Genomic DNA, 25,342 nt, shown 5'->3' on the forward strand with positions numbered 1-25,342 from the left:
TTGATTAGCTGGGTATTAGCAGCTAATCCCCATTAGCACCTGGCGTCGGGGCTCGGCCCGCGGTTAGCGTCCCGGCATGCAGCCATCCCCTGCGGTACCGACCGCGGCCGCGGTCGTGACGTTGCGCCCGGTGTCCGAGGCGCAGGTGACGGGCGGGTTCTGGGCCGGCCGGATGGCCGCCAACCGCGCCGCGATCCCGCTCGGCCGCGAGCGGCTCGAGGCCGCCGGGAACCTCGGCAACCTGCGGATCGCCGCCGGCGAGGCGAGCGGCGACGCACAGGGCGCCAGCTTCCGCGACTCCGATGTCTACAAGTGGCTGGAGGCGGTGGCCTGGGACGGTTCGCTACCGGACCAGCTGGCCGAGCTGACCCGGACGATCACCGCGGCACAGCGCGAGGACGGCTATCTCAACTCGGCCATGCAGGTCCGCGGCGAGGAGCCTTACACCCACCTGTGGAACAGCCACGAGCTCTACTGCGCCGGCCACCTGTTCCAGGCAGCAGTCGCTGCAACGAGAGCAACCGGCGACACCGCGCTCCTGAAGGCAGCCACTAGGTTTGCCGACCATCTGGCTGACACGTTCGGGCCCTCGGGGCGGTCCGAGCTAGAAGGCCATCCGGTCATCGAATCCGCACTGGTCGAGCTCTACCGTGAGACCGGCAACCGCCGCTACCTGGACCTGGCCAAGTACTTCGTGGATGCACGTGGCCACGGCAAGGCAACCAAGCCAGGCTTCGACCCCTCCCACTACGGCGACCCGGCGCACTACTCCGACCGCGTCCCGGTCCGCGACGCCGACTCGCTGGAGGGCCACGCCGTACGCGCGGTGTACTTCGCCACCGGTGCGACCGACGTAGCGATCGAGACCGACGACGCGGAGCTGCTGGACGCAGTACGCCGGCAGTACGACAACATGCGGCGGCGTAAGCAGCATGTGACCGGTGCGGTCGGGTCGCGGTGGGACGGTGAAGCGTTCGGCGACGACTACGAGCTCCCGCCGGACCGTGCGTACGCCGAGACGTGTGCCGCGATCGGCGTACTGCAGTGGGCCTGGCGATTGCTGCTGGCAACCGGTGACCCGTCGTACGCCGACCAGATCGAACTGCTGCTCTACAACGCGATCCTGCCGGCGGTGTCGCTCGAGGACGCGGACTACTTCTACGTGAACACGCTGCACCGGTGGACCGGTGCGCGTGGTGACGTCCAGCGCGCACCGGCGTACGGGAGGAGGCCGTGGTTCAACTGTGCGTGCTGTCCGCCCAATGTGATGCGCACGCTGGCCAGCCTTCCGTCGTACCTTGCCACTGGTACTGCGGGCGGCCTGCAGATCCAGCAGTACGCCGCGAGCACGCTGCGAGCCGGATCGTTCGCGGTGGAGGTCGAAACCGACTACCCGTGGGACGGACGCGTCACGGTGACTGTCAGGGACGCACCGGCCGGTGAGGTCGAGCTGGCGCTGCGCATCCCCGAGTGGGCGGCCGACGCAACTGTCGACGACAAGCCGGTCGTAGCCGGCGACTACGCCCGCGTGCGTCGCGTCTTCCAACCAGGCGACGAGGTAGTACTGCAGCTACCGCTGCCGCCGCGACTGCTGACCTCCAACGACCGAGTCGACTCCACCCGCGGCTGTGTCGCCGTCGCGCGCGGTCCGCTGGTCTATGCGCTGGAGCAACCAGACCAGGAGCCCGGTGTCGTGCTGGAGGACCTCCGCCTCGACCCGACTGCAGAGATCACCCCAGCACGCACCGACCTACTCGGTGGAGTCACCGTTCTTCACGCCAGAGGAGCGTCAGCCGACCTGACTCTCATCCCCTACTACTCCTGGGCGAACCGGGGACTGCACCCGATGCGCGTCTGGATACCTACGAGCTGACGACCTCGCCTCCGACCACAGTCGTCAGCACCGCGGCATCCCGGATCTCGTCGACCGGGCAGGTCAGGATGTCCCGATCCAGTACGACGAAGTCCGCGAGCTTCCCCGCCTCGATCGAACCAACCCGGTCCCCGACGCCCAGAACCACAGCAGCATCGGCAGTCCAGCCACGGATGGCCTCGGGCCGCGTCATCGTCTTCGCCGGCGTCAGCAGACTGCGTCCGCTGCGGCCGTCCTTGCGAGTCAGCGAAGCCCACAGGTCGACCAGCGGCGCATGCGCGCCGTCGCTCCCCAGCGCAATGGGTACCCCGGCATCGATCCACCAGCGCACCGGCGTCACGTGCTCCCACTGGTCGCCGGGCAGCCGCTTCACATAGACCGGCTCGCCGCGGGCGAAGTCCACGCCGGCACAGACCTGAGCGACGAGTCCGAGCGCGGCAAAGCGCGCGATCTGCTCCTTCGTCACGTGGTGAACGTGCTGCAGGACCCAACTCCGGCCCGTCAGCGGCGTCTCCCGGTGCACGATCTCCAAGGCGTCGGCCGCGATCTCGCACGCGCCGTCCCCGGTGACGAGCACGTTCAGTCGTACGTCGTGCTGTACGGCGAGCCGCGCGACGTCCGCCAACTGCTCGACGGTCAGCACCGACGCTCCATTGCCGAGGACGTCATGCTGATCGAGATACGGCTCGCTCATCAACGCGCCGCCGAAGTGCAGCGGCGTCTCCAGCGACACCGTCAACCCGTGGATCCGCAGGCGATCGTCCCCGGTGCCCGCACCGGCCGCATCGGCGACAGTCGTCATCCACTTCGCAAGGTCGAGGGGCTTGCCGACCGGTACGTCGTACGTGCCGACGACGCGGCCAGGAAGCTGACCCGCGTCGTGCAGTCCCTGCAGGTCCGGGGCGAACGCGGTGTTGCCGTGCCCTTCGTAGACCGTGGTGAGTCCGTTCGCGAGGTTGGCTCGCAGCGCGGTCGCGATTGCTTCCTGCCGAGCTTCCGGTGTCTTGGTCGGCAGTGACATCAGCAGCTGGCGGACCAACGGGATGCGGGCGTTGTAGAAAAGCATGCCGTGGACCACGCCGGTCGGTTGGCCGCCCGCGTCCCGCTCGATCCGGAGACCTGGCTGATCAGGCGTGTCACGCGTGATGCCGAGCTCGCGGAGCGCAGCACTGTTGAGGATCGCCGGATGTGGCCAGAACGGCGGCGTCGGAATGTGCACCGGGTTGACCGGCGCCACCACGTCGAGGTCGGCCCGCGTCGGCCAGCGTCGCTCGACCAGTCCATCCGGCACGTCGAAGTAGTACGTCGGTGTGCCGAGCGGCGTCGTACTGATCCAAGCGCCGGGCTCGGTCCCGGCCGCGACTTCGCCGATCCTCTCGACAATCGCTGCGATCGAGGTCAGGCCGGTCAGGTTCGGCTCGCCCAGGCTCTCCACAGCAACGTGCACGGTGTGCGAATGCGCGTCGATGAAGCCGGGGACGACCGTGCGGCCGCCGAGATCGACCACCGGCCCGCCCAGCTCGCGAATCTCGTCATTGCTACCGACGGCGGTGAATCGGCCATCCGTCACTGCGAACGCTTCGGCGATCGAGAATCCGCCGTCGACGGTGACGACCTTCCCGTTCAGATACAGAGTCATGACAGCTCCAAATGCTGTACGGCGGCCACCGGCCAGCCGGGGTTTCCGTTGTGGACGAAGGAGATCCAGGCCGGCTGGACGACCTCGACCATCGCGGCCAAGGACTCGTCGTCGGCTCCGGCGAGCAGCGGTGCGTCGCGGCAGGCGTCGAGGTTGCCGAAGACGAACGGCAGCTCGATGCAGTGGCAGGCACCGAACGGGTTTCCGGCCGGACTCCAGTCGAACCGATAGAGCCAGGCCGGATTCGCCGCCAGTGCGAGCAGATCGGCGAGCTGGTGCATGGGCTCCTCGAACAGCTCGGCGGTGACTCTGAGATCGCCGCCGTGGGCGTTGGCCTCGTCGCGCGTCGTCCCCATTAGGATCTGCACACCATTCGCACCCTGGGTGCCCGCCCCGAGAACGATGTCCTCGGCAACCACTCCTTCCTCGGCGACGAACCGGTACGGCGGAATCACGCCCGGGTGCAGGCGAACCAGCTCGAGCTGGGCCGCGAGGATGTCGCTCACCGATGCGGTGTACGGGTCCGTGCCCAAGGCCTGGCGGAACTCGTTCGCAATGGCGTCGGCCTCGGCCGGCGCAAGCGGTCGCAGCGCTCCCGGCGCACTCTGCACGATCGCTCTGTGGAACAGACCGTCCGCGGCCCGGCCGGACAGCATCGCAAGGATCGAGATCGCGCCGGCAGACTGGCCCGCGACCGTCACGGCGCCGGGATCGCCGCCGAACGCCGCGATGTTCTCCTGGACCCAGCGCAGCGCCTCGATCTGGTCCAGCAGACCGACGTTGCCCTGCTCGAGCCGGAAGAATCCGAGCGCGCCGAGCCGGTAGTTGACCGTCACAACGACCAGGTCACCCCGCCGGGCGAGCGCGGCACCGTCGTACCAGTCGAGGCTGCCCGAGCCGGAGCTGAATCCGCCGCCGTGCAGGAAGACGAAGACCGGGCGCGGACCGGACGGCTCGCTCGGGGTCCAGATGTTCAGGCTGAGGCAGTCTTCGGACTGGTCCTGGGTCCGCGCACCGATCACTTCGGCCAATCGGGAGGGCGGCTGCGGCGCGGCCGGGCCGCTGCGGGTCGCGTCGCGTACGCCGTCCCACTTGTCGGGCGGACCCGGTGCCTTGAAGCGCTCGGGTGGAGCGGCGAACGGGACGCCGAGGTAGGCGTTGACACCGCTCTGGTGGGATCCGCGGAGTGTTCCCTGGCTGATGGTCGTCTCTGGCTGGTTCACCCTTCGACGGTCGCAAGCTCTCCGTCCTGCGTCAGAAACCTCGCTAGATCTGGCGGATTCCGCCATGATGGAGACAATCATGGTGGATTTCGACCGGGTGGACGAGCAGCTCGTCCACGCCTTGCAGGTGGACGGGCGAGCCTCGTTCAGCCGGATCGCGGAGGTGCTCGGTGCCTCCGACCGGACGATCGCCCGCCGCTACCACCGGCTGCGCGAGACCGGCGCGGTGCGCGTGGTCGCCGTACCGTCGAGTCCGCGGCTCGGTTGGGTCGACTGGCTGGTCCGGATCCAATGCGCGCCCGACACCGCGGTCGCCGTGGCCGCGACGATGGCCCGGCGGGACGACACCTCCTGGGTCTACCTGACCTCCGGTGGCGTCGAGGTCACCTGCATCACGCACACCAAGGGGCAGCGTGCTCCGCTGATGCTTCCGCGTGGTCCACGGATCACCTCGGTTACCGCGCAGTGCATGCTCCGCGCGGTCGCCGGCACGGCAGGCTGGGCTGGACGTACGGCGGCCCTCACGCAGGAGCAGGTCGACCGGCTGCGGATACCGACCCCGGAGTACGACGTACCGCTCGAGCTGACTGCGCAGGATCAGCGGCTGATGGCGGAGCTCGCCAAGGACGCGCGAGCGGCGTACCCCTCGCTTGCTGCCGCGACGGGGATGCCGGAGTCGACCGTACGGCGCCGGCTGGGCGAACTGCTCCGAGCCGGGGCGATGTACCTCGACGTCGAGGCCGACCCGATGCTCTTCGGCTACGCGACCGAGGCGATCCTGTGGATGTCGGTCGCACCGTCGGCCCTCACCACGGTCGCCGACGCGCTCACACAGCATCCGGAGATCGCGTACGCCGCAGCCGTGACCGGCCCGACCAACCTGTTCGGATTCGTCGTCTGCGCGGATCCCGATGCGCTCTACGACTACCTCTCCGAGCGGATCGGCACGCTACCCGGCATCACTCACATCGAGACGGTCCCGCTCACCACCACGGTCAAACGAGCCGGGACCCTCCTGCCACGTCGGTGACGCGTCACCTTTATCCTCGACGGTATGGCTGGAGTTGTCGTGGTGGGGGTTGGACCCGGGATCGGTCTCGCGGTGGCCAAGCGATTCGTCCGGGAAGGAATGAGCGCCGGACTGATCGCGCGCTCGGAGGCGACGGTGAAGGCCGCCGCGGAGGAGCTCGTGGGCGCCGACGTACTGCCGGTGACCGCTGACGTGACAGATGAGGTCGGCCTGCGGTCCGCTCTCGATCGGATCGTCGGGGCGCACGGCGTACCTGAGGTGGTCGTCTACAACGCGGCGCTTATCCAGTCCGATCGGATCGGCGATCTCACCGCGCAGCAGCACCGTGATGCCTGGGCGGTGAACGTGGGCGGAGCGATGACCACCGCTGCCCACCTCGCGCCCGCGATGGCCGAGCGTGGCAGCGGGTCGTTCCTGATCACCGGCGGCATGCCGCAGCCGAAGCCCGACTACGCGAGCCTGTCGTTGGGTAAGGCCGGTGTCCGCACGCTCGTCACCCTCCTCCACCAGCAGTACGGCGCGGACGGCGTTCACGCGGCAAGCGTCACCGTGAGCGGCGGCGTCGGAGCGGGCACCGGATGGGAGCCCGACGAGATCGCCAACCACTACTGGCGGCTCCACCAGCAGGTTCCCGCGGACTGGATCCAGGAGATCGTCATCTGAGTTGGCCTGGTCAAAGGTCGAGCTGATTGGACCTGCCGTTCAGCGCGGGCGATGAGGAGACTGGTGCTGTGTATGTTCCCAAGCACTTTGCCCCTGACGACGACGCAGTACAGGAACTGCTGGCCAACCACGGCGCTGCTGATCTGATCACGATGACCGCGGACGGGCTGGTGGCCACGATGCTGCCGTTCATCTACGACCCCGAGCGCAACGTGCTGCTCGGACACGTTGCCCGCAACAACGATCACTGGCAGCGCGAGGCGATCGGCGACGCGCTGGTGATCATGCGCGGCCCGAACGCGTACGTCTCACCGGCCTGGTACGCGTCCAAGCAGGAGCACGGACGCGTCGTACCGACCTGGAACTACGTCACCGCCCACGTGTACGGCGAGCTGACCGTCCACGACGACGCGGCGTGGGTCGAAGACGTCGTACGCCGGTTGTCCGACCTGCACGAGCGCGGTCGCGCCGAGCCGTGGTCGGTCGACGATGCGCCGGAGAAGTACGTGCAGGGGCAACTCCGGGCGATCGTCGGCGTCGAGATCGCGATCCACCGAATCGAGGCGAAGTTCAAACTCAGCCAGAACCGCCCGGAAGCCGATATCGACGGAGTGATCGACGGCCTGCACGCCGCCGGCGAAGACCCCACCGCCGACGCGGTCACCTTAGCCCGACGCGTTGAGTAGGCCGCGCCTGAAGGCCTCGGCGACGGCGGAGGCGCGATCCGGTACGGCGAGTTTGGCGTAGATGTTGAGTAGGTGCGTCTTGACGGTCGCCTCGCTGATGAACAGGTGGGCGGCGATCTCGCGGTTCGTGTTGCCGGCGGCGACCAGCTCGATGACCTCGAGTTCGCGTGGGCTGACGATGTCGGGCGTGGGTGGTGTGCGGACGTGGTTCATCAACGTGTTCGCGACCGACGGCGCGAGTACGGACGTGCCGTCCGCGGCGGCGCGGACCGCGCGGATGAGCTCGTCCCGCGGTGCGTCCTTGAGCAGGTAGCCGGTAGCGCCTGCCTCGATCGCGGGTACGACGTACCCGTCGGTGTCGTACGTCGTGAGCACGAGCACCCGCGCCGTGACCCCGCGCTCGGTGAGCTCGCTGATCGCGGCCAGCCCGTTCACGCCGGGCATCTGCAGATCCATCAGGATGACGTCCGGCCGCACCGTCTCGGCCAGCTGGATCGCCTCCGCGCCGTCGCCCGCCTGACCGACCACCTCGAACCCGGGCTCGGCCGCGAACATCGCACTCAGCCCGTCCCGTACCACCGGGTGGTCGTCCGCGATCAGCAGCCGGATCATGCCGACGCTCCCGAGATCGGCACGGTCGCGGAGATCGCCGTACCCAGACCCGGCTCCGACTCGACCGAGAGCGTCCCGTTGAGCGCCTCGACCCGCTGCCGCATCGCGACCAGGCCGAACCCGCCGGCCTCTGATGTCGTGCTGCGGGCCGGATCGAACCCGACGCCGTCGTCGCGGACATCGAGCGCGACCTCCTTCTCCATGTACGACAGCGTCACACCCACCCGGGTCGCCTGCGCGTACTTCGCCACGTTCACGAGCGCCTCCTGGGTCGCGCGGAGCAGAGTCGACTCCGCCTCGGGTGTCATCACCCGCGGCGTGCCGGTCGTGGTCAGCTGTACGTCGATGCCGTGCCGTGCCGACCATCGCCGTACGACGTCTGCGATCGCCTCGCCCAACGTCGCCGACTGGAGCGGCTGTGGACGCAGCGCATGCACCGAGCGCCGCGCCTCGGTCAGGCTCTCGCGGGCCAGGCCGACCGCGCTCGACACGTGCCGCCGCCAGTCGTCGGCGTGCTCGGCGGCCTGGAGCTGGGTGACGATCCCGGTCAGACCCTGCGCGAGGGTGTCGTGGATCTCGCGGGCCATCCGCTGCCGCTCGTCGATGACGCCGGCTTCGCGGGCCTGGGTCAGGAGCTGCTCGTGGAGGTCCGCGTTCTCGGCGAGCGTGGCCTCGAGCCGGCGGTTCGTCACGGTCAGCGCGTCGACCGCGTCCTGCCGCTGCTGGCTGAGCACCTCGCCGCGCCGGCCGAGCCACGCGGCCAGACACATCCCGGCCACGTTCACCCCGATGACGGCGGCGCAGCCGAGCAGGCCGAGCGCGTCGGTCTTCGGGATGTCGTACGACTGCGCCCAGCCCGCGATGACCGCGACGGCGCCGATCCCGATCAGTTCGCCGGGCCACGACAGCAAGATGAAAGTGAAGAAGTACCCGGCCGGGGTGAGGAACCCGAACCACGGATCGCGCACCACGAGCACGGCCAGCAGCAGGACGAACCCGGCGACGAAGATCGCCATCGAACGGGTCTCGGTCCGCCGCGCCGGGCGGAGGGTGAACATCCCGAGAGTCCACAGCGCGATCAACGCGCACAGCACCAGGTCGACGGTCAGCGACCTGGGCTGTTCGCGCTTGATCAGGATGGTGACAGCGGTGATGCACGCGAGAAGCACGTACGGCACCACCGTCACCCGCGCCGGCCAGACTTGCTCGCTCATGTCAGCAAGTGTCCCGTGATGCGGTTTCCTTGACGCCGGCGACGCCCAGGCACGCACCTCGCTGCGTTGGAGAGCGGGGCACGGAGAACCCCACTCCGAGCCCCGCTCTCCGCCTTGCGATGCACGCACCTGGACGCCGCCGGCGTTCAAGCAAACCGCATCACGCGACACGTGTGAACACCGAGCGGAGGTGCTTGCCGTTCACCAGCAGGGCGACGCCGAGCAGCAGGAGTCCGCAGACGGCCTGCTCGCCCTTCATCCAGAGCGGAAAGACGCCCGGCAGCGAGATGATCACGACGATCGCGACGAACATCACCGCCGATACGATCCGGAGCCGGAGGTATCCCCGCCGGGAGCCGCGCGCCGCGCTCCGGGCGAACAGGAAGGTCAGCGCGGCGCTGGCGACGACGATCGTGCCGCGGGTCCAGACCGCGTCGTTCACGATCGACGAGTGGTTGCGGAGGGCAATGATGGCGATCAGTGTCAGGACGCTGATCGCGAGGTAGCTTGCCACCAGCAGTTGCACGCTCCGCAACGCGGCCGCGCTCCGCGGGTGTTCGACGTTCACCGGGGTGGTCATCTTCTGTCTCCGTTTCGGGGTCGATCTCGATACCCCGACTCTCCCGCGACGGCCCCGGTCGCCACATCGCCCAGCCGGCCCGACCTCCCTCCACCGATCGGTTGATCGAGACCTCCGCCGACGGCCGCGCAAACAAACAATCGTTGCCTTGAGCACCTTCCTTCCGTGTCAGTTTGCGCACGTTGTGTCACGGACTGTCACGAGCTGTTTGCGGCTGGATGCAGATGTCCGGACACCTCTGGCGGCGGTGTGATCGGTCGGCAGATTGTCGAGTCAGGCAACGACATCGACGAGGAGAAAGTTCGCGGCAGCCGTCGACCACGGGAGGGTCCGGACGCGTGCTCGAGACTTATCGCGGTATCCCGCACCTGTTGGACACCTGGCTCGTGCTCACCGGCATGACCCTGCCGATCGCCATTTCCACAGTGCGCCGTCCGGGCGACCTGATCCCCCGGCTGGCCGCGTTCTGCATGCCGGCTGCGTTTGCGCTGATCATCGCGGCGACGCTCAGCCCGACACCGCATCGCCTCAGCCAGATCGGCGAGTGCGGCACGCACCTGACCACGACCGGCGGTTTGACCTCGCTCCAGGGCCTGCTCAACATCCTGCTGTTCGTCCCGGCCGCCGGCATGCTCACGCTGGCCAGCGGCCGTCCGGGCGACGGCATCGCCGCCGGCGTCGGGATGTCGGCCGCGGTCGAGGCGGTCCAGGCGCTGATCCCACAGCTCGGCCGTTCGTGCCAGCTCCACGACCTGATCGCGAATTCGATCGGCGCCGTCTGCGGGGTCAGCCTCGCAGCCGGTCTGCAGAGCCTGACCCGGAGCCGCTACCTGGTCGTCACCCCGCCGTACGTCGTCGAGCACGCCGCGCTTCTCGTCGTACGACGGTCGCGGCGGCCGGCCCGTCATCGGCGCGGGACCCTCGTCCCGGCGAACCGGCCGGGCGCGCCGGTCAGATATCACAGAACGAATACACAGTTATCCGGATAGTTATCCACAGGTTGTGGATAGAACGGGGGACGGCCGCGTGATTACCTGGGGATATCCACAGGTCACGGCCTGACGTCGAGCCCCAGGGAGGCGGCGACGACCATAGCCTGGGTCATGTCGATCCGGGCGTCCCGGAGGGTGACGGTGAGTGGATCGAGGGTCGACAGATCGGATCCGCGCAGGTCGGCGCCGGTGAGATCGGCCCGCTGGAGGCTGGCTCCGGACAGGTCCAGATCCCGCAGCGACGCCTTCGCCGCCCGGATCCCGGCCAGCTCCGCCTCGCGGAACTTCGCCCCGCTGAAGTCGGTCCCCTTCAGGTCGGCGCCCGTGAGCGCGGTGAACGACCAGTCCCCGCCGATCACCTTCAGCAGGTTGTAGGTGCAGTCGTCGAAGAAGCTGCCGACCATCTTGCAGCGGGTGAACGTCGTGTCGAACAGCGAGCACCGGACGAACGTGCAGTTCACGAACGCGGCGTCGGTATGCGTCGAGGCGTTGAACCGGACCCCGCGGAACGTGCACTCCTCGAACACCCCGCCGCGGTTGTCCACCTCGGTGAGGTCGGAGTCGACGAACAGCACTCGCCGGTAGGTCTGCCCGGACGGGTCCGCGTCGTCCCAGTCCCGGATCGTCGACTCGGTCGGCACGCCTCGTCGTCGGTCAGCCATGACACTCCCTCACTTGTTCGGGCCCTCAGCCTGTCACGCCGTACCGACACTGTGATGCTGACGACGGAGAACGGTAGGGCCACCGACAACTTCGAACCGCACGATGGAGGGGTGACCGGAACGGAGCGGGTGATGGTGTTCGGCGCCGGAGGCTTCCTCGGTGCCAGGATCTGCGCGCTGCTCGACGACCGCGGGGTGGAGTACCGCGGCCTGAGCCGGACCCGGAGCGAGCCGTACCGGCGCTGCGACCTGGCTGCGATGCATCCGTACGCGCTGGACACCCAGATCGGGATGTACAAGCCGACCGTGATCATCAATGCGGTCGGCGCCACGCTGGGTGAGCCGGTCGAGCTGGTCCGGGCGAACGTGATCGCCGTCGAGGCGCTGCTCGCCTCGGTCCGGGACAACGCCGGCCACGCCCGGTTCGTCCAGCTCGGCTCTGCGGCGGAGTACGGCGGTGCGCCGCACGGCACGAGCCTCGACGAACAGACCACGCCCCGGCCGCTCGGTCCGTACGGGCTGACCAAGCTGGCCGGCTCGGAGCTCGTCGTACGGGCCCAGCGCGGCGGCGCGGATGCCGTCGTACTGCGGATCTTCGACGTGATCGGGCCGGGGGCGCCGGAAAGCACGCTCACCGGCCGGGTGATCGAGGACCTCCGCTCGCGGCACCTGATCGAGGTCGGGTCGCTCGACGTGTGGCGCGACTTCGTGGACGTGCGGGACGTGGCCGAAGCCGTACTCGCGGTGGCTCTGGCCGACGCCACGCTGCCGCCGGTGCTGAACGTCGGGACCGGACGGGCGACGCTGGCCCGCGATGTGGCCGGACAGTTGTTCGAGCTGAGCGGTCAACCGGCGACGATCGTGGACGACGCCGACCAAGAGACCGCGCTCGGCGCACCGTGGCAGCAGGCAGACACGACGCTCATCGGCGAGCAGCTCGGGTGGTCGCCGAAGATCGCCCTCGACCAGTCGCTCGCCGACAGTTGGGCGGCTGGACAATAGGTCCGTGGAGATCCGCTCGATCAGTGAGGCCGCGCCTGATCGGCGACCACCTGCGGTCAACGAGGACCTGGTCCTGACCGGACCCGATTTCGCGGTCGTCCTCGACGGCGCCAGCGCTCCTCGGGTGTACGTGGACTCCGGCTGCCGGCATACGGTCGCCTGGCTCGTCATGCGGTTGGCGACCCAGCTCGCGACCCCGCTTCTGACCCACTCGGTTGCGCCGCTCGTCGACCTCCTCGCGGACGCGATCGCCGCGGTCCGGGCCTCCCACGCGGATACCTGCGACGTCAGCAACCCCGACAGCCCGTCGTCCACGGTCGCGATGGTCCGCTTCGACGCGGACCACGTCGAGCATCTCGTCCTGGCCGACTCGCCCATCGTCCTGCGATCGACTGAAGGCCGGGTCATTGTCCACAGCGACGACCGCGTCGACCTTCTCCCCGACCGGACCCTCGAGACGGTACGGCGCCTGCGCAATCAGCCCGGCGGCTTCTGGGTGGCAAGTACCGAGCCCAAAGCGGCGTACGAGGCCGTCACCGGGACGACGGATCGCGCGGCCGTCGAGGCGATTGCGCTCCTGACGGACGGCGCCTCGCGCTACACCGAGCGGTACGGGCACTCGTGGGACGAGCTCTTCGACGTACTCACGACCGAAGGTCCGCGGCAGTTGATCGACCGGGTGCGGCAGCACGACAGCACGTCCACGCTGAGCGGCAAGCGGTACGACGATGCGAGCGTCGTCCTGCTTCAGGGCCCGTAGGTCGGGAAGTTCGGGCCGGGGCGGTGGTACCGCGGCGCGTACTGCGGAGGCCCGATCGGCCGGGGCGCGTCCTGGATCGCGGGCGGGATGGCGCGGGTGTGCTGCCAGTCGGTGACCTGGAGCATCAGGAACGACGCGGCGACGGCGGCGACGATGAGCAGGACGGTCGCAACCGTGAAGCCGATGTCGACGCCCAGCGCGACGCGGACCATGAAGTCCTGCATGTCGTAGATGTCGACATACGGGCTGCTTGCGTCGCTGCTCTCCGACACCTGGACCAAGCGGATGAACCAGATGATGAACCCGATCACAGCGACCGTGCCGCCGCCGACGAGGATCACCCAGAACGCGGTCCACGTCGCCCACCAGCTGTAGAGAAGCGTGCGCACCCGGCCGGACCGCGACGCTTCAGGAGGCTCGCTGGCCTTGGTGATGTCCTGCACGATCTGGAACGGGTACCAGAACTGCACGATCGGGCAGAACCAGGCGCCGACGACCCAGCCGTTCGCTCGCCGGTGCGGACCGCGCACCGGGTCGGCGGGGAAGGCAGGGCGTGGCGCGAAGGGTGAGTACAGGAAGTCGGTGTTCTCGCGGGCCTGCCACAGCCAGATCAGGAAGGCGATCCCGGTCCCCATCAGCAGGTAGCTGACCAGGTTCAGCAGCGGGCCGGTGCCGGAGATCGACTCGACGCCGCGGTCGATCTCCTCCTCGGAGAGGAGCCCGTACACGAGGCGCTTGACCTCGTCGTACGAACGCCAGAGCAGCACGGACTGGATCACCGCCGCGAGGCAGGTCAGCGCCATCAGCACGATGCTGACGATCGCGACCTTCCGCAACGGCCGGTACCTCGGCATGATCGGCGCCGGGTACGGCATCGGCGGATACGGCCGTTGCTGGTACGGACCCGGTCCTTGGTACGGCCCTGGATAAGGCTGAGTCACCCTTCCACCTCCCCGCAGCCAAGTTAACCCCACGCCCGATTCACACCGCGGCGAAAGTCTCCCGTACTGCGGGCAACGCCAGCTCGCGATCCGCCGCCGACAACCCGATCCGCGTCCGCCGGTCGAGTACGTCGTCCTCGGTCAGCGCACCCTCGTGCCGGACGGCGAACCGCAGCTCGGCGTACGTCGTGCGCAGCCCCGGTGCGATCGGCTGCTGGAACTCCGGCGGACCGGCGATCACCTGCGGCGCCTCGACGCCGTACCGCTGCACGAACCGCGCCGGTGCCTTGACCGCCGCCAGCCGCACGCGGTCGGCGGCCCCCACCAGCGGGATCCGGTGCGTTTCACATGGCCGTCGTACGTCGAGTGACGACTGCTCGATCGCTTTGTCGAGGACGTCCTGCGCCATCCGGCGGTACGTCGTCAGCTTGCCGCCGACAATCGTCACCACGCCGTCCGGGCTGGTGATCACCGCGTGCCGGCGGGAGATGTCCGCCGTCTTGTCCTCGCCCTTGTGGTGGCCCGTGTCGAGTAAGGGCCGCAGTCCGGCGTACGTGCCGAGGAGGTCCGCGCGCGTCACCGGCTGCTGGACGGCGGAGCTGATCGTGTTCAGCAGGAAGTCGATCTCCGCGTCGGTCGCGTGCGGTACGTCGTTCACCGGGCCGGGAGCGTCTTCGTCGGTGAGGCCGACGTACACCCTGTCGTCGGGCGCGGGGATCGCCATCACCACGCGGCGGAGCTCGCCCGGGACGGGAACTGTCAGGACGGCGGAGAGGCCGCCGAAGACCGATTGCGGCAGGACCAGGTGGGTCCCGCGGCTCGGCCGGAGTTTGATGCCGGAGGCAACTTGATCTGCCCAGATCCCGGCCGCGTTGATCACCATCCGGGCATCCACGCTCAGCCGGTCGCCGGTCAGCTGGTCGACCAGGACGGCGCCGCGCCCGGTGACCTCGGTGGCGGCGACCCGGGTCAGGATGCGAGCGCCGTACTGCGCCGCGGTCCGCGCGATCGCGACGACCAGCCGCGCGTCGTCGTACAACTGGCCGTCCCAGGTCAGGAAGCCGCCGCGCATCCCCTCGGGTTTGAGCGTCGGCGCGTACCGCAGGAGCTCGGCGGAGCTGACCCGTCGCGAGTGCGGCAGGTAGTCGTCGCTGGTGCGCGCGAACATGCGCAGGACGTCGCCGCCCAGGAACGCCGATCGCAGCATGGCAGCCTGCGCGAACTTTGCCTGCGGCAACCATGGCGCGATCTGCGGGATCGGGTGGACGAGGTGCGGCGCGGTCGTCTTCATCAGGATGCCGCGCTCGACGGCGCTCTCGTACGCGATTCCGACATGGCCGGACGCGAGGTACCGCAGTCCGCCGTGGACCAGCTTCGAGCTCCACCGGCTGGTGCCGAAGGCCAGGTCGTGCTTTTCCACCAGGGCAACTGTGAGTCCGCGGGCAGCCGCGTCGAGCGCGACGCCGGCGCCGGTGACCCCGCCGCCGACGACGAGCACATCCACGCTCTTCAGCGAGTCGAGTTCACGTAACCGGCGCGCCGCATTCAGGCTCGCGTTGCCCACGGTCCTGAATTCCTTCCCCGCCCCACCGCCCCGGTCGATCACGGGGCCAAGTACCTGGTCAGCATCACGCGCAGCTCCTCGTCGAGCTTCGGGTACTCGTCCTTCTCCGCCATCACCGGACCGGACACCGCGGACGCGAGCGAGACCAGGATGATCTGCCGCGCCAGCCACACCGGGTCGCCTTCGCGGATCGATCCGTCGGCCTGACCCTGGCGGATGCCCTCCTCGACGAGTGCGAGGTGCGCGACCGTGCTGCTGCCGCGACGCTCCAGCAGGTACGGCGTGAGGAACTCGGGGTCGAGCTCGATGATCTTGCGCATCAACGGGTGGACCCGGGTCTTCGCGACCACCTCGACGACGCCCTCGACCAGGCGCGCCCGGCCGTCGGCGGCGTCGGGCTGGAACGCCGAGACGAGCGCGATGGTCCACTCGCGGGTCATGAGCGCCGCGACCACGGCCTGCACGTTGGGCCAGCGCCGGTACAGGGTCGCGCGGGAGACCTCCGCGTGCCGGGCGATGTCGGCCATGGTCATCCGCCGCATGCCGATCGCCAGCAGCAGCTCGTACGCGGCATCCAGGATCCGCTCCTCGCCGATCGCATTCGCGGGCGTCGGACGGCTGCTGGTCTCTTGATCCGATTCGCTGCTACGCTGAGACATCACATGCCAAAGTGTATCAGCGACTTCGGCATCCCGGAACTGTCCAGGGGAGGTGGGAGCCAGGGGGTTCCACCTCCCCTGGACGCTACCTCGCAGGACCACTGAAAGGCAGCCACCTGTGACTGAATCCGACCTCCCGGTGGCACAACTCACGCCCGGCCGTTGGGGCGACCCCGCCCAGGTGGTCGAACTACCCGCCGCAGCCCTCGAAGCCCTCAAACACCTCGGCATCCAGCGCCCGGCCGGGCCTGACGTGAGTGCCCCGGCCGGGACGGCGGATCGGACTGGGTTGACCGGGCCGCAGTTGGCCTTCCTTGCCTCGGTCGTGGGGTCTGAGCAGGTGATGTCCGACCTGGACTCTCGCTGGGCGCACACCAGGGGTTACTCGACGACCGATCTGCTGCGGTTCCGCGCCGGCGATGCCTCGGACATGCCGGACGCAGTCGTCTACCCCGCCTCACACGACGAGGTGTCTGCGTTGCTCGCAGGTTGTGCTGAGCACGACCTGGCCGTGGTGCCGTACTCCGGTGGCACGTCCGTCGTCGGCGGTCTCGCCGCGTCGGGCCGGTTCATCACCGTCGACCTGCGCCGACTCGACCAGCTGATCGAGCTCGACGAGGTGTCCCGCACCGCCACCCTGCAGGCCGGCGTACGCGGTCCCGCAGCCGAGCACCTACTAGCCGAGCGCGGCTACACCCTCGGCCACTTCCCCCAGTCCTACGAAGGCGCCTCGATCGGCGGCTACGCGGCAGCACGCTCCAGCGGCCAGTCCTCAGCCGGCTACGGGCGGTTCGATCAAATGGTCGTCGGCCTCACCCTCGCAACACCCCGCGGCACCATCGAGCTCGGACGAGCACCGATGTCGGCCGCCGGCCCGGACCTGCGCCAACTGATCCTCGGGTCCGAAGGCGCGTTCGGCATCATCACCTCGGTCGTCGTACGCATCCGCCCCCGCCCGACCGAGCGCCACTTCGAAGGCTGGCGGTTCGAGAGCTTCGACGCCGGCCTCACCGCCGTACGAAGGCTCGCGCAGGACGGCCCGCTGCCCACGGTCCTCCGCTTGTCAGACGAGATAGAAACCGCGGTGAACCTCGCCGACCCTGACGTCCTCGGCGGCGGCTCCGGCGGCGTGCTCGCGATCATCGGCTTCGACGGCCCGTACAACCGAGCGACCGCAGACGTCCTCACGGCAGCGGGCGGCGAGAACCTCGGCGAAGGCCCGGGTGAGACCTGGCGCACCGGCCGTTACCGCGCGCCGTACCTCCGGGACCCGCTCCTCGACGAAGGCGCCCTCGTAGAAACCCTCGAGACGGCCGCGTTCTGGTCCCGCATCCCCGCGCTCAAGACCGCAGTCACCGAAGCTCTCGTCAACGCGTTGAGCGCGACCCCGCCGCTGGTCCTCTGTCACATCTCCCATGTCTACGAGACCGGCGCCTCGCTGTACTTCACCGTGATCTGCGCCCAGTCTGACGACCCGGTCGAGCAGTGGCGCACTGCGAAGTCCGCGGCCAACCAAGCGATCGCCGACGCCGGCGGCACCATCACCCATCACCACGGCGTCGGCACCGATCACCGGACGGCGTACCACGCGGAGATCGGATCGCTCGCGGTCGAAGCCCTGCAGGCCGTCAAGCACACGCTCGACCCGGACGGCGTCCTCAACCCGGGCATCCTGCTCTGACACCCTTGACTTCAAGTTTCCTTGAGGTATGACGGTGTCGGCATGAAACCTGATTCCTCGAACCGTCCTGTCGCGCTGATCACCGGGGCGTCCGCCGGGCTGGGGCTCGCACTGGCCCACGGGCTGGCCGATCGCGGCTGGACGCTGGTGATCGACGCCCGGGGCGCCGGTCCGCTGAAGGACGCGGCCGATGCCCTCGCCAACCGCACCGATGTGGTCCCGCTGGCCGGAGACGTGACCGACCCCGAGCACCGCTTGGACCTGGTCGACGTGGTGGTCCAGCTCGGCCGCCTCGACCTCCTGGTGAACAACGCCAGCTACCTCGGCCCCAGTCCGCTGCAAGCACTCGATGCAGCTGATCTCGACGAACTGCGTCGCGTCTACGAGGTCGACGTACTCGCACCGATCGCGCTGACGCAGGCACTGCTGCCCGCACTCACCGCAGCGTCCGGAGTACTGATCAACATCAGCTCCGACGCCGCAGTGGAGGCCTACGAGACCTGGGGCGGCTATGGCTCGGCCAAGGCCGCACTCGACCACGCCACGCGAGTGCTGGCCGCCGAGCACCCCACGCTCTCTGTGTACGCCGTCGATCCTGGCGATCTGCGTACTGCGATGCACCAGGCCGCGTTCCCCGGCGAGGACATCTCGGACCGGCCGGAGCCGACGACCGTAGTACCTGCGTTCCTGAAGTTGCTGGACAGCCGTCCGGCGAGTGGACGGTACCGAGCGGCCGAGTTCGCGCCGGCGGTGACGTCGTGAAAGTGCACCCACACACCAGGTTCGTCCTCCCGGACGCACTGAACGCCGGCGAACCGCCGGAGGCGCGCGGCCTCCGGCGGGATCAGGTGAAGCTGCTGGTCGCGGAGGGGTCGACCGTCACGCACACCCGCTTCGACCGGATCGGCGAACACCTCCGGCCCGGAGACCTGTTGCTGGTCAACACGTCCGGCACATTGCCCGCCGCGGTCGACGGTGCTTCGGTCACCGTGCACTTCTCGACCGCACTCGACGACGGCACCTGGGTGGTCGAACTGCGCGACGGTGGCTCGCCGAGGTTCGACGGCAAGGCGGGTCAGCAGGTGGAGTTGCCCGAGGGCGTGCTGACGTTGCTGGCGCCGTACCAGTCGGAGAGCAATCGCTTGTGGATCGCCAGGCCGCCGGTGCCCGACGTACTCGGCTATCTGCAGCGGCATGGGCGTCCGATCACCTATGACTACGTCGGCAAGCGTTGGCCGTTGGCGGCGTACCAGACTGTCTTTGCGCGCGAGCCGGGCAGTGCGGAGATGCCAAGCGCAGCAAGGCCGTTCAGCTTCGAGCTGGTGAGCCGGCTGGCGTCGCAGGGCGTGCTGATCGCGCCGATCCTCCTGCACTGCGGCGTCTCCTCGCTGGAGAGCCACGAACCACCACAGCCCGAGCGGTACGACGTACCTGCGCACACAGCTCGTTTGGTCAACTGGGTCAAGGCAAACGGCGGACGTGTCATCGCTGTGGGCACCACTGCTGTCAGAGCGATCGAGTCGGCTGCGGACGCCTCGGTCAACCCGTCGCAGGGATGGACCGACCTGGTCCTCAGCCCAGACCGGCCGCCGCAGGTAGTGGATGGGCTCATCACCGGCTGGCACGCGCCCGAGGCATCGCATCTGCTCCTGCTGGAGTCAGTTGTCGGCACTGAACTGGTGCAGCGCGCGTACGACGCCGCCGTACAACAGAACTACCTCTGGCACGAGTTCGGGGACAGCGCCCTGCTGTTGCGGGGTTAGGCCTTCGTTCCGAGGATCAGGCGTTCGCGATCGAACAGCGCCGAGGCCACGCGCCAGCCGATGCGGTTCAACAGGATCAGCACCACTGCGGTGATCACTGCGGTCAGCAGGGACACGTCGATGACGTTCAGAGAGATCAAGGTCGTCAACGCGACCGACGGCAAGCTGGCGAGTGTGGAGAGCTGCTGGGCCACACGAATGTCGTTGGAACGAGTGGAAATCACGATGGCGACCCAGATCGACCACCCGGCGAGCAGCGGCGTGAACAGGAGCTGCGCGATCAAGTCGGACGGGTGGATGAGGGCCGCCGCCACGCCGGGCTGGGCGAAGAGTTCGACACAGGCCACGAACAGGCCGAAGACGGCGTACGCGACGACTACCCCCGGGATGAACGTGGCGAGAGCCTTGCCCAGCAACAGCTCTTCGCGGCGGATCGGGGTGGTGAGCAGTGGCTCGAGCGTGCCTTGTTCGCGTTCGCCGACGACTGAGTAGGAGGCGACCAGGGAGGGTACGAGCGCTGGGATGCCGAGCATGTACAGCAGTACGTGTTCGTGGCGTAGCGGCTCCGATGCCGACGTCGTCAGCGTGAAGACAGCGACCAGCGGCTGGATGGAGAAGATGATCGGAACAATGGCCATCCCAACGACCAGCGATCGATTCCGCCGGAACTCGCGCAGCTCCTTGGCGACGATCGCGCGGACCAGCCTCGGGTTGACCGTCATGGCTGACCTGCCGGTACGTCGATGAGCTCGAGATAGACATCCTCGAGCGAGTGGTGCGACGGGTTGATCGACAAGACGTCCGCGTCGGCCTGTACCAGGGCCCGGGTGACCGCCGGCGCGGCTTGGGTCGGATCGTCCACGGTCAGGACGTAGGTGGTGAGGTCGTTCTCGTGCCAGCTGCTGACGCCCGTGACACTGCCGAAGACGCGGTCCGGCGCGGCGAGCGGGACCGCCGTACGGACGGTGAGGGTGCGGGCGAAGAGTTCGTCGCGTAGCTGGTCGGGGCGGCCGATGGTCCGCAAGGTCGTGTTGAGGATGGCAACGCGGTCGCAGAGGCGTTCGGCTTCGTCCAGCCGGTGCGTGGTGAGGAAGATCGTGACGCCGCGCTGGCGCAGCTCGTCGATCAGGTCGTGTACGCCGCGGGCCGCGACCGGATCGAGTCCGGAGGTCGGCTCGTCCAGGAACAGAACTTGCGGGTCGTTGAGCAGCGCGCGGGCCAACGCGACACGTTGCCGAAGGCCCTTCGAGAGAGCGCCGCAGGCGTCGTGAGCCCGGTCGGTGAGGTGTACTGCGCTCAGCACCTGCTCGATGCGTTTAGTTGCCGTGGGCACCTGGTACAGGTCGGCGAAGCAGCGCAGGTTCTCGAGCACGGTCAGGCGGAGGTACAGGCCCGGCGACTCGGGCATGATCGAGATTCGCCGGCGGATCTCGACGCCGTTGTCCGGTGTGAGCGGAAGGCCGGCGACGCTCGCCGTACCGGACGTCGGCGTGAGGAGCGTGCCGAGGGTCCGTACGGTCGTGGTCTTGCCGGCGCCGTTCGGTCCGAGGAACCCGAACACCTCGCCGTACCCGATCTCGAACGAGACGTCCTGGAACGCCACCCGGTCCCCGAAGTGCTTGCTCAGCCGGTCGGCCGACAGCGCCGGTGCGGTCGATACGGCGTCCATACCGTCAATGATTCCACCGGCGGCGCGAAATCGACCCTCGTTCAGCGCGGCCGGGTTGCCGCTACCGCCTCGTTCGCCCGTCGTTCCGGGGTTTTCCGGCCGGGCTCATGCTCGAGCGAATTGATCCAGCTGGGTGGCGACTCCAGCCGCACGACCGGATGCCGCTCATTACCGGGCCGCGCCCGCTTGTCCACCGCACGTGGGCTCATATCCAGCCGTCCTAACCAAGTCGGTCCCCCGTCGGGACGTCACCTGATTAGACGAGTACTTCGCCCTACCTGTCACCCTCTTTAACCCAACCGAACAGAATTTGTGGCCTAGGCCGCTTGTTTGTTGCGGCGTTTGTGGTTGGAGAACTGGAGGAAGATCCACGCCAGCGCGGCGCCGACGATGAAGCCGCCCAGATGGCCTTGCCACGAGACGTTCGGGATGGCGAAGGACAGTACGGCGGTCACCCCGACGTACATGATGATCCAGGTGATATCCAGCCCGCGGGCGCGGCTGATCACCAGGAGGGCGCCGACCAGTCCGAGGACCGCGCCGGACGCGCCGAGGGTCGCCGAACCCGGGGCCGCGAGGATCCACACCGCGATGCTGCCGCCCAGCGCGGACAGCACATACAGCACGGTGAAGCGGAGCCGGCCCAGCATGTGCTCGAGCGGCGGACCGAGCTGCCAGAGCATGAACAAGTTCGAGAAGATGTGGAAGATCTGCACGTGGGTGAACGCCGACGTGAGCAGCCGCCACGGCTCGCTCTCGGTCAGCACCGGCACCATCACCAGGTCCTGCAGGATCCGCGGGCTGCCGACGTGTACGGCGATGAAGACGAGCACGTTCAGCGCCAGGATCGTGTACGTGACGATGCTCTGGTTGGCACGCTGGATGCCGCCGAGTGAGGTCCTGGTCCGCGGGACCGAGCGGACTCCCTCGTTGAAGCAGCTAGGGCACTGGAATCCGACGGCGGCGCTGTTCATGCAGGACGGGCAGATCGGCCGGTCGCAGCGCTGGCAGCGCACTCCGGCGGGCCGATCCGGGTGCCGGTAGCAGACGGTGTCGGTCACGCGGGTGCGTCCTTCGTTGGGTGACGGGGCCGGTGGCGTGCCGGCCCCGCGGAGAATTCAGTCAGGCGTTCTTACGCTCGATGACGACCTTGTTGATGACGATCGGCTCGAGCGGCCGGTCGCCGGGCGCGGTGTCGGCGGTGGCGATCGCGTCGACGACCTTCTTCGACTCGTCGTCGGCGACCTCACCGAAGATCGTGTGCTTGCGGTTCAGGTGCGGGGTCGGCACGACGGTCACGAAGAACTGCGAGCCGTTGGTGCCGTGGCCGTACTGGATGCCGGCGTTGGCCATCGCGAGCAGGTACGGACGGTCGAACTGGAGCTCCGGGTGGATCTCGTCGTCGAACTGGTACCCCGGCGTGCCGGTGCCGGTGCCGAGCGGGCAGCCGCCCTGGATCATGAATCCGTCGATCACCCGGTGGAAGGTGAGACCGTCGTAGAACGGCTTGCTGGTGGGCTGACCGGTCTGCGGGTCGGTCCACTCCTTGCTGCCGTCGGCGAGGCCGACGAAGTTGCTCACCGTCGCCGGCGCGTGGTTCGGGAACAACCTGATGACGACGTCGCCCTTGTTCGTCTGCAGGGTCGCGTACAGCTCTTCGGCCACGGGAGTCACTCCTAGTCGGAAAACGCGGATTACACCGTCGATCCTGTCATGCGGCTCCAAGAACAACCGCACCGACCAGCCGAACACCCCGCGCCACCTCCGCCGAACGTCTGAGGGGTCAACCCCTGAGCCGGTCGGTTGCGGAAGCGGAATCCGGCTCCCCAACCGTCCAGCTGAGGGGTTGACCCCTGAGATGGACGTGGGTGGTCGGCAGAGGGTGTGTGGAAAGGTGGGGTGGGGCACAGGGTTATCGGCTCGTGACGTCGTACGATGCAGATACAGCCGGATTTGTCCAGAGTTGTGACCGGAAAGTGCCCATGTCGCCGATGGGCGGGAGAGCTGTCCGCTGGGGCGGGCGGCACCTAGGAGGGAACCGTGGGTTTGAGGAAGTCCAAGGGCCGGGTCGAGGTCGCGAAGGACCGGGTCCGGCCACTCGCCGAGTCGGCGTCGGAGAAGTTCGGACCGGCCGTCGGCCAGGTCCGTGACCATCTCGGACCGGCTGTGGGCACCGCACGGGAGAAGGTGTCGCCGTACGCCGAGAAGGCCGTCGAGCGGGGCGCGCACCTTGCCCACCAGGCGGTCGAGAAGGCCGGTCCGGTGCTCGACGACGCCCTCGCCAAGGTCGGCCCGGCCACTGAGCACGCCGCCGAGAAGGCCCGCGAGCGGCTGAACGACGACCTACTGCCGAAGGTGACCGCCGCGCTGGCGACCCTCGCGGCCGCCGCCGAGCCGGTCGTCGAGGAGACAGCTCGTCGCGGCAAGGCCACCAAGGCCGCGCTGAAGGGCGAGCTCGAAGTACCGAAGAAGAGCCACAAGCTCCGCAACGTGGTGCTGTTCCTGGGGCTCGGTGCACTCGCCGCGGCAGCGGTGAAGAAGCTGCTGACCCCGCCGGAGCCGGCCTGGCAGTCCACCCCGACCAGCGGCCGCGACTACAGCTCCGCCCCGGCCGGTACGACGGCACGCCCGGCAGACACGTCGGCGTCGTCCAACGGCAAGACGGAGTCGAACGGCAAGACCGACGGCAAGACCGACGCGAAGCCGGAGGCCGCGAAGCCGGAAGCCCCGAAGGCCGAGACGAAGCCGGAGACCAAGCCGGCCGCCAAGGCGGACGAGGCCAAGGATGAGGCCAAGGACGAGATGAAGGCCGCGTCGAACGGCGCCGTGAAGAAGACCACCACCAGGAAGGCAACGGGCTCGAGCGAGTCCAAGCCCACCGATTCCTGACTCCACCGCAACGGCGAAGGTCCCGCACCCTGCAGGGTGCGGGACCTTCGTCTTTCTAGGCTCAGTTCGGCTGCGGCTCCGCGTCGGCCTTCGTGATCGTGTAGCGGCCGGCGGACAGCAGCTGGGTGGCGTACCGATGGGTGATGCACGGGTACGTACCGCCGCAGCTCAGGCAGACCGCGTCGTTGCGGTGCAGCCAGGGAACGACCTTGAAGCGCCTGATCCAGGTCATCGGCTCGCGGTCCGGAGCATGCATCTTCAGCGCCGCGCGAGCAGCGTCCTGGATCTCCGGGGCCGACCATTCCTCGGCGCTCTTGTCCATCAGGGCACTGAGGTCGGGGTGGAGGTGGTCAGTGGTGCGGTCTTTGTTCATTTGTATGTCTTCCAAGGCAGGTGGGAGGGCGCGCCTGAATCACTCGCTTCAAACGTTAGTGCGTCAGCACTCCCACCGCGCCCCGATCGGCGCCCGGCGAGTGTCAGATCTTCGTCAGGTCTAGGGCCTGCTCAGGTCCAGAGCGTCTCGAGCGTGATCCGCGCCTCGAGCTCGAGCAGGTGCCGCTTGGTCGGGATCCCGCCGCCGAAGCCGACCATCTTGCCGCCCGCGCCGACGACCCGGTGGCAGGGCACGACGATCGCGATCGGGTTCCGGTTGCAGGCGGTGCCGACGGCGCGGGCCGCGCCGATATCGCCGACGATCTTCGCGACGTCGCCGTACGTCTGCATCTCGCCGTACGGGATGCGGGTCAGCTGGGTCCAGACCGCGCGCTCGAAGTCGGAGCCGCCGCGGATCGACAGCGGCAGCGTGAACTCCTGCAGCTCGCCGGCGAAGTACGCCTTGAGTTGCTCGGCGGCCTCGGTCAGCAACGGGTCGGTCGTGACCGGACGGTCGGCCGCGCCAGCTGTGCTTGATGTACCGAAGTGCAGCCGGCACAGCCCGGTGTCGTCGACCGCAAGGGTCAGATCGCCGATGGGCGAATCGATCACGGACCAGCGCATGCCCCCATCCTCTCGCCGCCCACCGACATTAATGATGGTTGGGCTCTGGGCGCCGTGGCTCGTCCGCCGACTGTCGCCCTGCTGGGTTGACTGCAAATTGGTCCGTCCGGTGCTCGGGGCGCCCCGTCGCCGACCGGGCGTGCATGACCTAATAAGAGCCTGGCAAAGCCTCATTAATGTCTTGTCTGCCACCCGGCCGGCGTCGACCTGTCCGATCGACACGGAAGGCAAGATCCATCATGAC

Annotated in this window: 26 protein-coding genes; 11 read left to right on the top strand and 15 right to left on the bottom strand. The window is 68.5% G+C overall.

All coding sequences use genetic code 11. The features are described from left to right. The first annotated feature begins 76 nt into the window (after nt 1-76). Entirely contained in the window at nt 77-1,873 is a 1,797-nt protein-coding gene (locus EV645_RS14090; protein ID WP_130443370.1) for a glycoside hydrolase family 127 protein, read from the top strand. Here EV645_RS14090 and EV645_RS14095 read toward each other — a convergent pair. Both EV645_RS14095 and EV645_RS14100 read right to left on the bottom strand, forming a co-directional pair. Beyond that, nucleotides 1,863-3,512 carry an amidohydrolase gene (locus EV645_RS14095; RefSeq protein WP_130443372.1) on the bottom strand — a complete coding sequence of 550 codons (1,650 nt, stop codon included), beginning with the start codon at nt 3,510-3,512 and terminating at the stop codon, nt 1,863-1,865. The two genes, EV645_RS14090 and EV645_RS14095, sit on opposite strands and share 11 nt — an antisense overlap. Then, nucleotides 3,509-4,735 carry a carboxylesterase/lipase family protein gene (locus EV645_RS14100; RefSeq protein WP_198681575.1) on the bottom strand — a complete coding sequence of 409 codons (1,227 nt, stop codon included), beginning with the start codon at nt 4,733-4,735 and terminating at the stop codon, nt 3,509-3,511. Before EV645_RS14100 ends, EV645_RS14095 begins: the two co-directional genes overlap by 4 nt. A 79-nt stretch (nt 4,736-4,814) precedes the next feature. Between EV645_RS14100 and EV645_RS14105 the strand changes: the two genes are divergently transcribed. The 3 genes from EV645_RS14105 to EV645_RS14115 all read left to right on the top strand — a co-directional run bounded on the left by EV645_RS14105 (nt 4,815) and on the right by EV645_RS14115 (nt 7,114). Further along, nucleotides 4,815-5,765, top strand: coding sequence for an Lrp/AsnC family transcriptional regulator (locus EV645_RS14105; protein WP_198681576.1), 951 nt, complete (start codon nt 4,815-4,817; stop codon nt 5,763-5,765). 24 nt (nt 5,766-5,789) lie between these two features. Then, the gene (locus tag EV645_RS14110) at nt 5,790-6,428 is read left to right on the top strand and encodes an SDR family NAD(P)-dependent oxidoreductase (RefSeq protein WP_130443377.1); all 639 of its coding nucleotides are present in this window, start codon (nt 5,790-5,792) and stop codon (nt 6,426-6,428) included. A gap of 68 nt (nt 6,429-6,496) precedes the next feature. Next, nucleotides 6,497-7,114 carry an FMN-binding negative transcriptional regulator gene (locus EV645_RS14115; RefSeq protein ID WP_130443379.1) on the top strand — a complete coding sequence of 206 codons (618 nt, stop codon included), beginning with the start codon at nt 6,497-6,499 and terminating at the stop codon, nt 7,112-7,114. Here EV645_RS14115 and EV645_RS14120 read toward each other — a convergent pair. From EV645_RS14120 to EV645_RS14130, 3 genes are all read right to left on the bottom strand, one after another. Then, nucleotides 7,094-7,726 (bottom strand): response regulator, encoded by a 633-nt coding sequence (locus EV645_RS14120; protein WP_130443381.1) that lies wholly within the window; start codon nt 7,724-7,726, stop codon nt 7,094-7,096. The genes EV645_RS14115 and EV645_RS14120 overlap by 21 nt on opposite strands. Then, a complete protein-coding gene (locus EV645_RS14125; protein WP_130443383.1) occupies nt 7,723-8,940 on the bottom strand; it encodes a sensor histidine kinase in 1,218 nt (405 codons plus the stop codon). The genes EV645_RS14120 and EV645_RS14125 overlap by 4 nt, the downstream gene beginning before the upstream one ends. Nucleotides 8,941-9,100: 160 nt before the next feature. Next, nucleotides 9,101-9,520 carry a hypothetical protein gene (locus EV645_RS14130; protein WP_130443385.1) on the bottom strand — a complete coding sequence of 140 codons (420 nt, stop codon included), beginning with the start codon at nt 9,518-9,520 and terminating at the stop codon, nt 9,101-9,103. Nucleotides 9,521-9,858: 338 nt separating this feature from the next. Between EV645_RS14130 and EV645_RS14135 the strand changes: the two genes are divergently transcribed. Next, a complete protein-coding gene (locus EV645_RS14135) occupies nt 9,859-10,509 on the top strand; it encodes a VanZ family protein (RefSeq protein WP_157997063.1) in 651 nt (216 codons plus the stop codon). 62 nt (nt 10,510-10,571) lie between these two features. Here the strand turns inward: EV645_RS14135 and EV645_RS14140 are convergent, their stop codons facing one another. After that, complete coding sequence (locus EV645_RS14140) at nt 10,572-11,174, bottom strand: pentapeptide repeat-containing protein (protein WP_130443389.1); 603 nt, start codon at nt 11,172-11,174, stop codon at nt 10,572-10,574. Nucleotides 11,175-11,285: 111 nt separating this feature from the next. Here EV645_RS14140 and EV645_RS14145 point away from each other — a divergent pair, with 111 nt between their 5' ends. Together EV645_RS14145 and EV645_RS14150 are read left to right on the top strand one after the other, a co-directional pair. Beyond that, nucleotides 11,286-12,176 carry an NAD-dependent epimerase/dehydratase family protein gene (locus tag EV645_RS14145; RefSeq protein WP_242000377.1) on the top strand — a complete coding sequence of 297 codons (891 nt, stop codon included), beginning with the start codon at nt 11,286-11,288 and terminating at the stop codon, nt 12,174-12,176. Between the two features lie 4 nt (nt 12,177-12,180). Continuing rightward, nucleotides 12,181-12,936 carry a protein phosphatase 2C domain-containing protein gene (locus EV645_RS14150; RefSeq protein ID WP_130443391.1) on the top strand — a complete coding sequence of 252 codons (756 nt, stop codon included), beginning with the start codon at nt 12,181-12,183 and terminating at the stop codon, nt 12,934-12,936. Here the strand turns inward: EV645_RS14150 and EV645_RS14155 are convergent. The 3 genes from EV645_RS14155 to EV645_RS14165 are packed head-to-tail and all read right to left on the bottom strand — an operon-like array spanning nt 12,924 to nt 16,100. Beyond that, the gene (locus EV645_RS14155) at nt 12,924-13,877 is read right to left on the bottom strand and encodes a DUF4328 domain-containing protein (RefSeq protein WP_130443393.1); all 954 of its coding nucleotides are present in this window, start codon (nt 13,875-13,877) and stop codon (nt 12,924-12,926) included. The two genes, EV645_RS14150 and EV645_RS14155, sit on opposite strands and share 13 nt — an antisense overlap. Before the next feature lie 40 nt (nt 13,878-13,917). After that, nucleotides 13,918-15,441 (bottom strand): glycerol-3-phosphate dehydrogenase/oxidase, encoded by a 1,524-nt coding sequence (locus EV645_RS14160; RefSeq protein ID WP_130443395.1) that lies wholly within the window; start codon nt 15,439-15,441, stop codon nt 13,918-13,920. Nucleotides 15,442-15,479: 38 nt separating this feature from the next. After that, nucleotides 15,480-16,100: a TetR/AcrR family transcriptional regulator gene (locus EV645_RS14165; RefSeq protein ID WP_130443397.1), complete on the bottom strand. Its 621-nt coding sequence runs from the start codon at nt 16,098-16,100 to the stop codon at nt 15,480-15,482. A gap of 118 nt (nt 16,101-16,218) precedes the next feature. On the opposite strand from EV645_RS14165, the gene EV645_RS14170 reads away from it, so the two are divergent. Genes EV645_RS14170 through EV645_RS14180 form a run of 3 tightly spaced genes read left to right on the top strand, consistent with a single transcriptional unit; the run spans nt 16,219 to nt 19,544 of the window. Then, nucleotides 16,219-17,781: an FAD-binding oxidoreductase gene (locus tag EV645_RS14170; protein ID WP_130443399.1), complete on the top strand. Its 1,563-nt coding sequence runs from the start codon at nt 16,219-16,221 to the stop codon at nt 17,779-17,781. A gap of 42 nt (nt 17,782-17,823) precedes the next feature. Beyond that, a complete protein-coding gene (locus EV645_RS14175) occupies nt 17,824-18,543 on the top strand; it encodes an SDR family NAD(P)-dependent oxidoreductase (protein WP_130443401.1) in 720 nt (239 codons plus the stop codon). Then, on the top strand, nt 18,540-19,544 hold the full coding sequence (locus EV645_RS14180) for an S-adenosylmethionine:tRNA ribosyltransferase-isomerase (RefSeq protein WP_130443403.1): 1,005 nt from the start codon (nt 18,540-18,542) through the stop codon (nt 19,542-19,544). The genes EV645_RS14175 and EV645_RS14180 overlap by 4 nt, the downstream gene beginning before the upstream one ends. Here the strand turns inward: EV645_RS14180 and EV645_RS14185 are convergent. The 4 genes from EV645_RS14185 to EV645_RS14200 form a co-directional block, all read right to left on the bottom strand. Further along, nucleotides 19,541-20,266 (bottom strand): ABC transporter permease subunit, encoded by a 726-nt coding sequence (locus EV645_RS14185; protein WP_130443405.1) that lies wholly within the window; start codon nt 20,264-20,266, stop codon nt 19,541-19,543. The two genes, EV645_RS14180 and EV645_RS14185, sit on opposite strands and share 4 nt — an antisense overlap. Then, nucleotides 20,263-21,213, bottom strand: a complete 951-nt coding sequence (locus tag EV645_RS14190; protein ID WP_130443407.1) for an ABC transporter ATP-binding protein — start codon at nt 21,211-21,213, stop codon at nt 20,263-20,265. The genes EV645_RS14185 and EV645_RS14190 overlap by 4 nt, the downstream gene beginning before the upstream one ends. 317 nt (nt 21,214-21,530) lie before the next feature. Continuing rightward, nucleotides 21,531-22,274, bottom strand: coding sequence for a rhomboid family intramembrane serine protease (locus tag EV645_RS14195; protein WP_130443409.1), 744 nt, complete (start codon nt 22,272-22,274; stop codon nt 21,531-21,533). Between the two features lie 61 nt (nt 22,275-22,335). Next, nucleotides 22,336-22,878, bottom strand: a complete 543-nt coding sequence (locus EV645_RS14200; protein WP_130443411.1) for a peptidylprolyl isomerase — start codon at nt 22,876-22,878, stop codon at nt 22,336-22,338. A gap of 375 nt (nt 22,879-23,253) precedes the next feature. Between EV645_RS14200 and EV645_RS14205 the strand changes: the two genes are divergently transcribed. After that, the gene (locus EV645_RS14205) at nt 23,254-24,102 is read left to right on the top strand and encodes a hypothetical protein (protein ID WP_130443413.1); all 849 of its coding nucleotides are present in this window, start codon (nt 23,254-23,256) and stop codon (nt 24,100-24,102) included. Between the two features lie 61 nt (nt 24,103-24,163). Here the strand turns inward: EV645_RS14205 and EV645_RS14210 are convergent, their stop codons facing one another. Further along, entirely contained in the window at nt 24,164-24,475 is a 312-nt protein-coding gene (locus EV645_RS14210) for a hypothetical protein (protein WP_130443415.1), read from the bottom strand. A gap of 131 nt (nt 24,476-24,606) precedes the next feature. Beyond that, complete coding sequence (locus EV645_RS14215) at nt 24,607-25,098, bottom strand: methylated-DNA--[protein]-cysteine S-methyltransferase (protein ID WP_130443417.1); 492 nt, start codon at nt 25,096-25,098, stop codon at nt 24,607-24,609. Nucleotides 25,099-25,342 lie beyond the last annotated feature (244 nt).

Origin of the sequence: Kribbella rubisoli (assembly GCF_004217145.1) — a bacterium.
In the GTDB taxonomy this organism is placed as follows: Bacteria; Actinomycetota; Actinomycetes; order Propionibacteriales; family Kribbellaceae; genus Kribbella; species Kribbella rubisoli.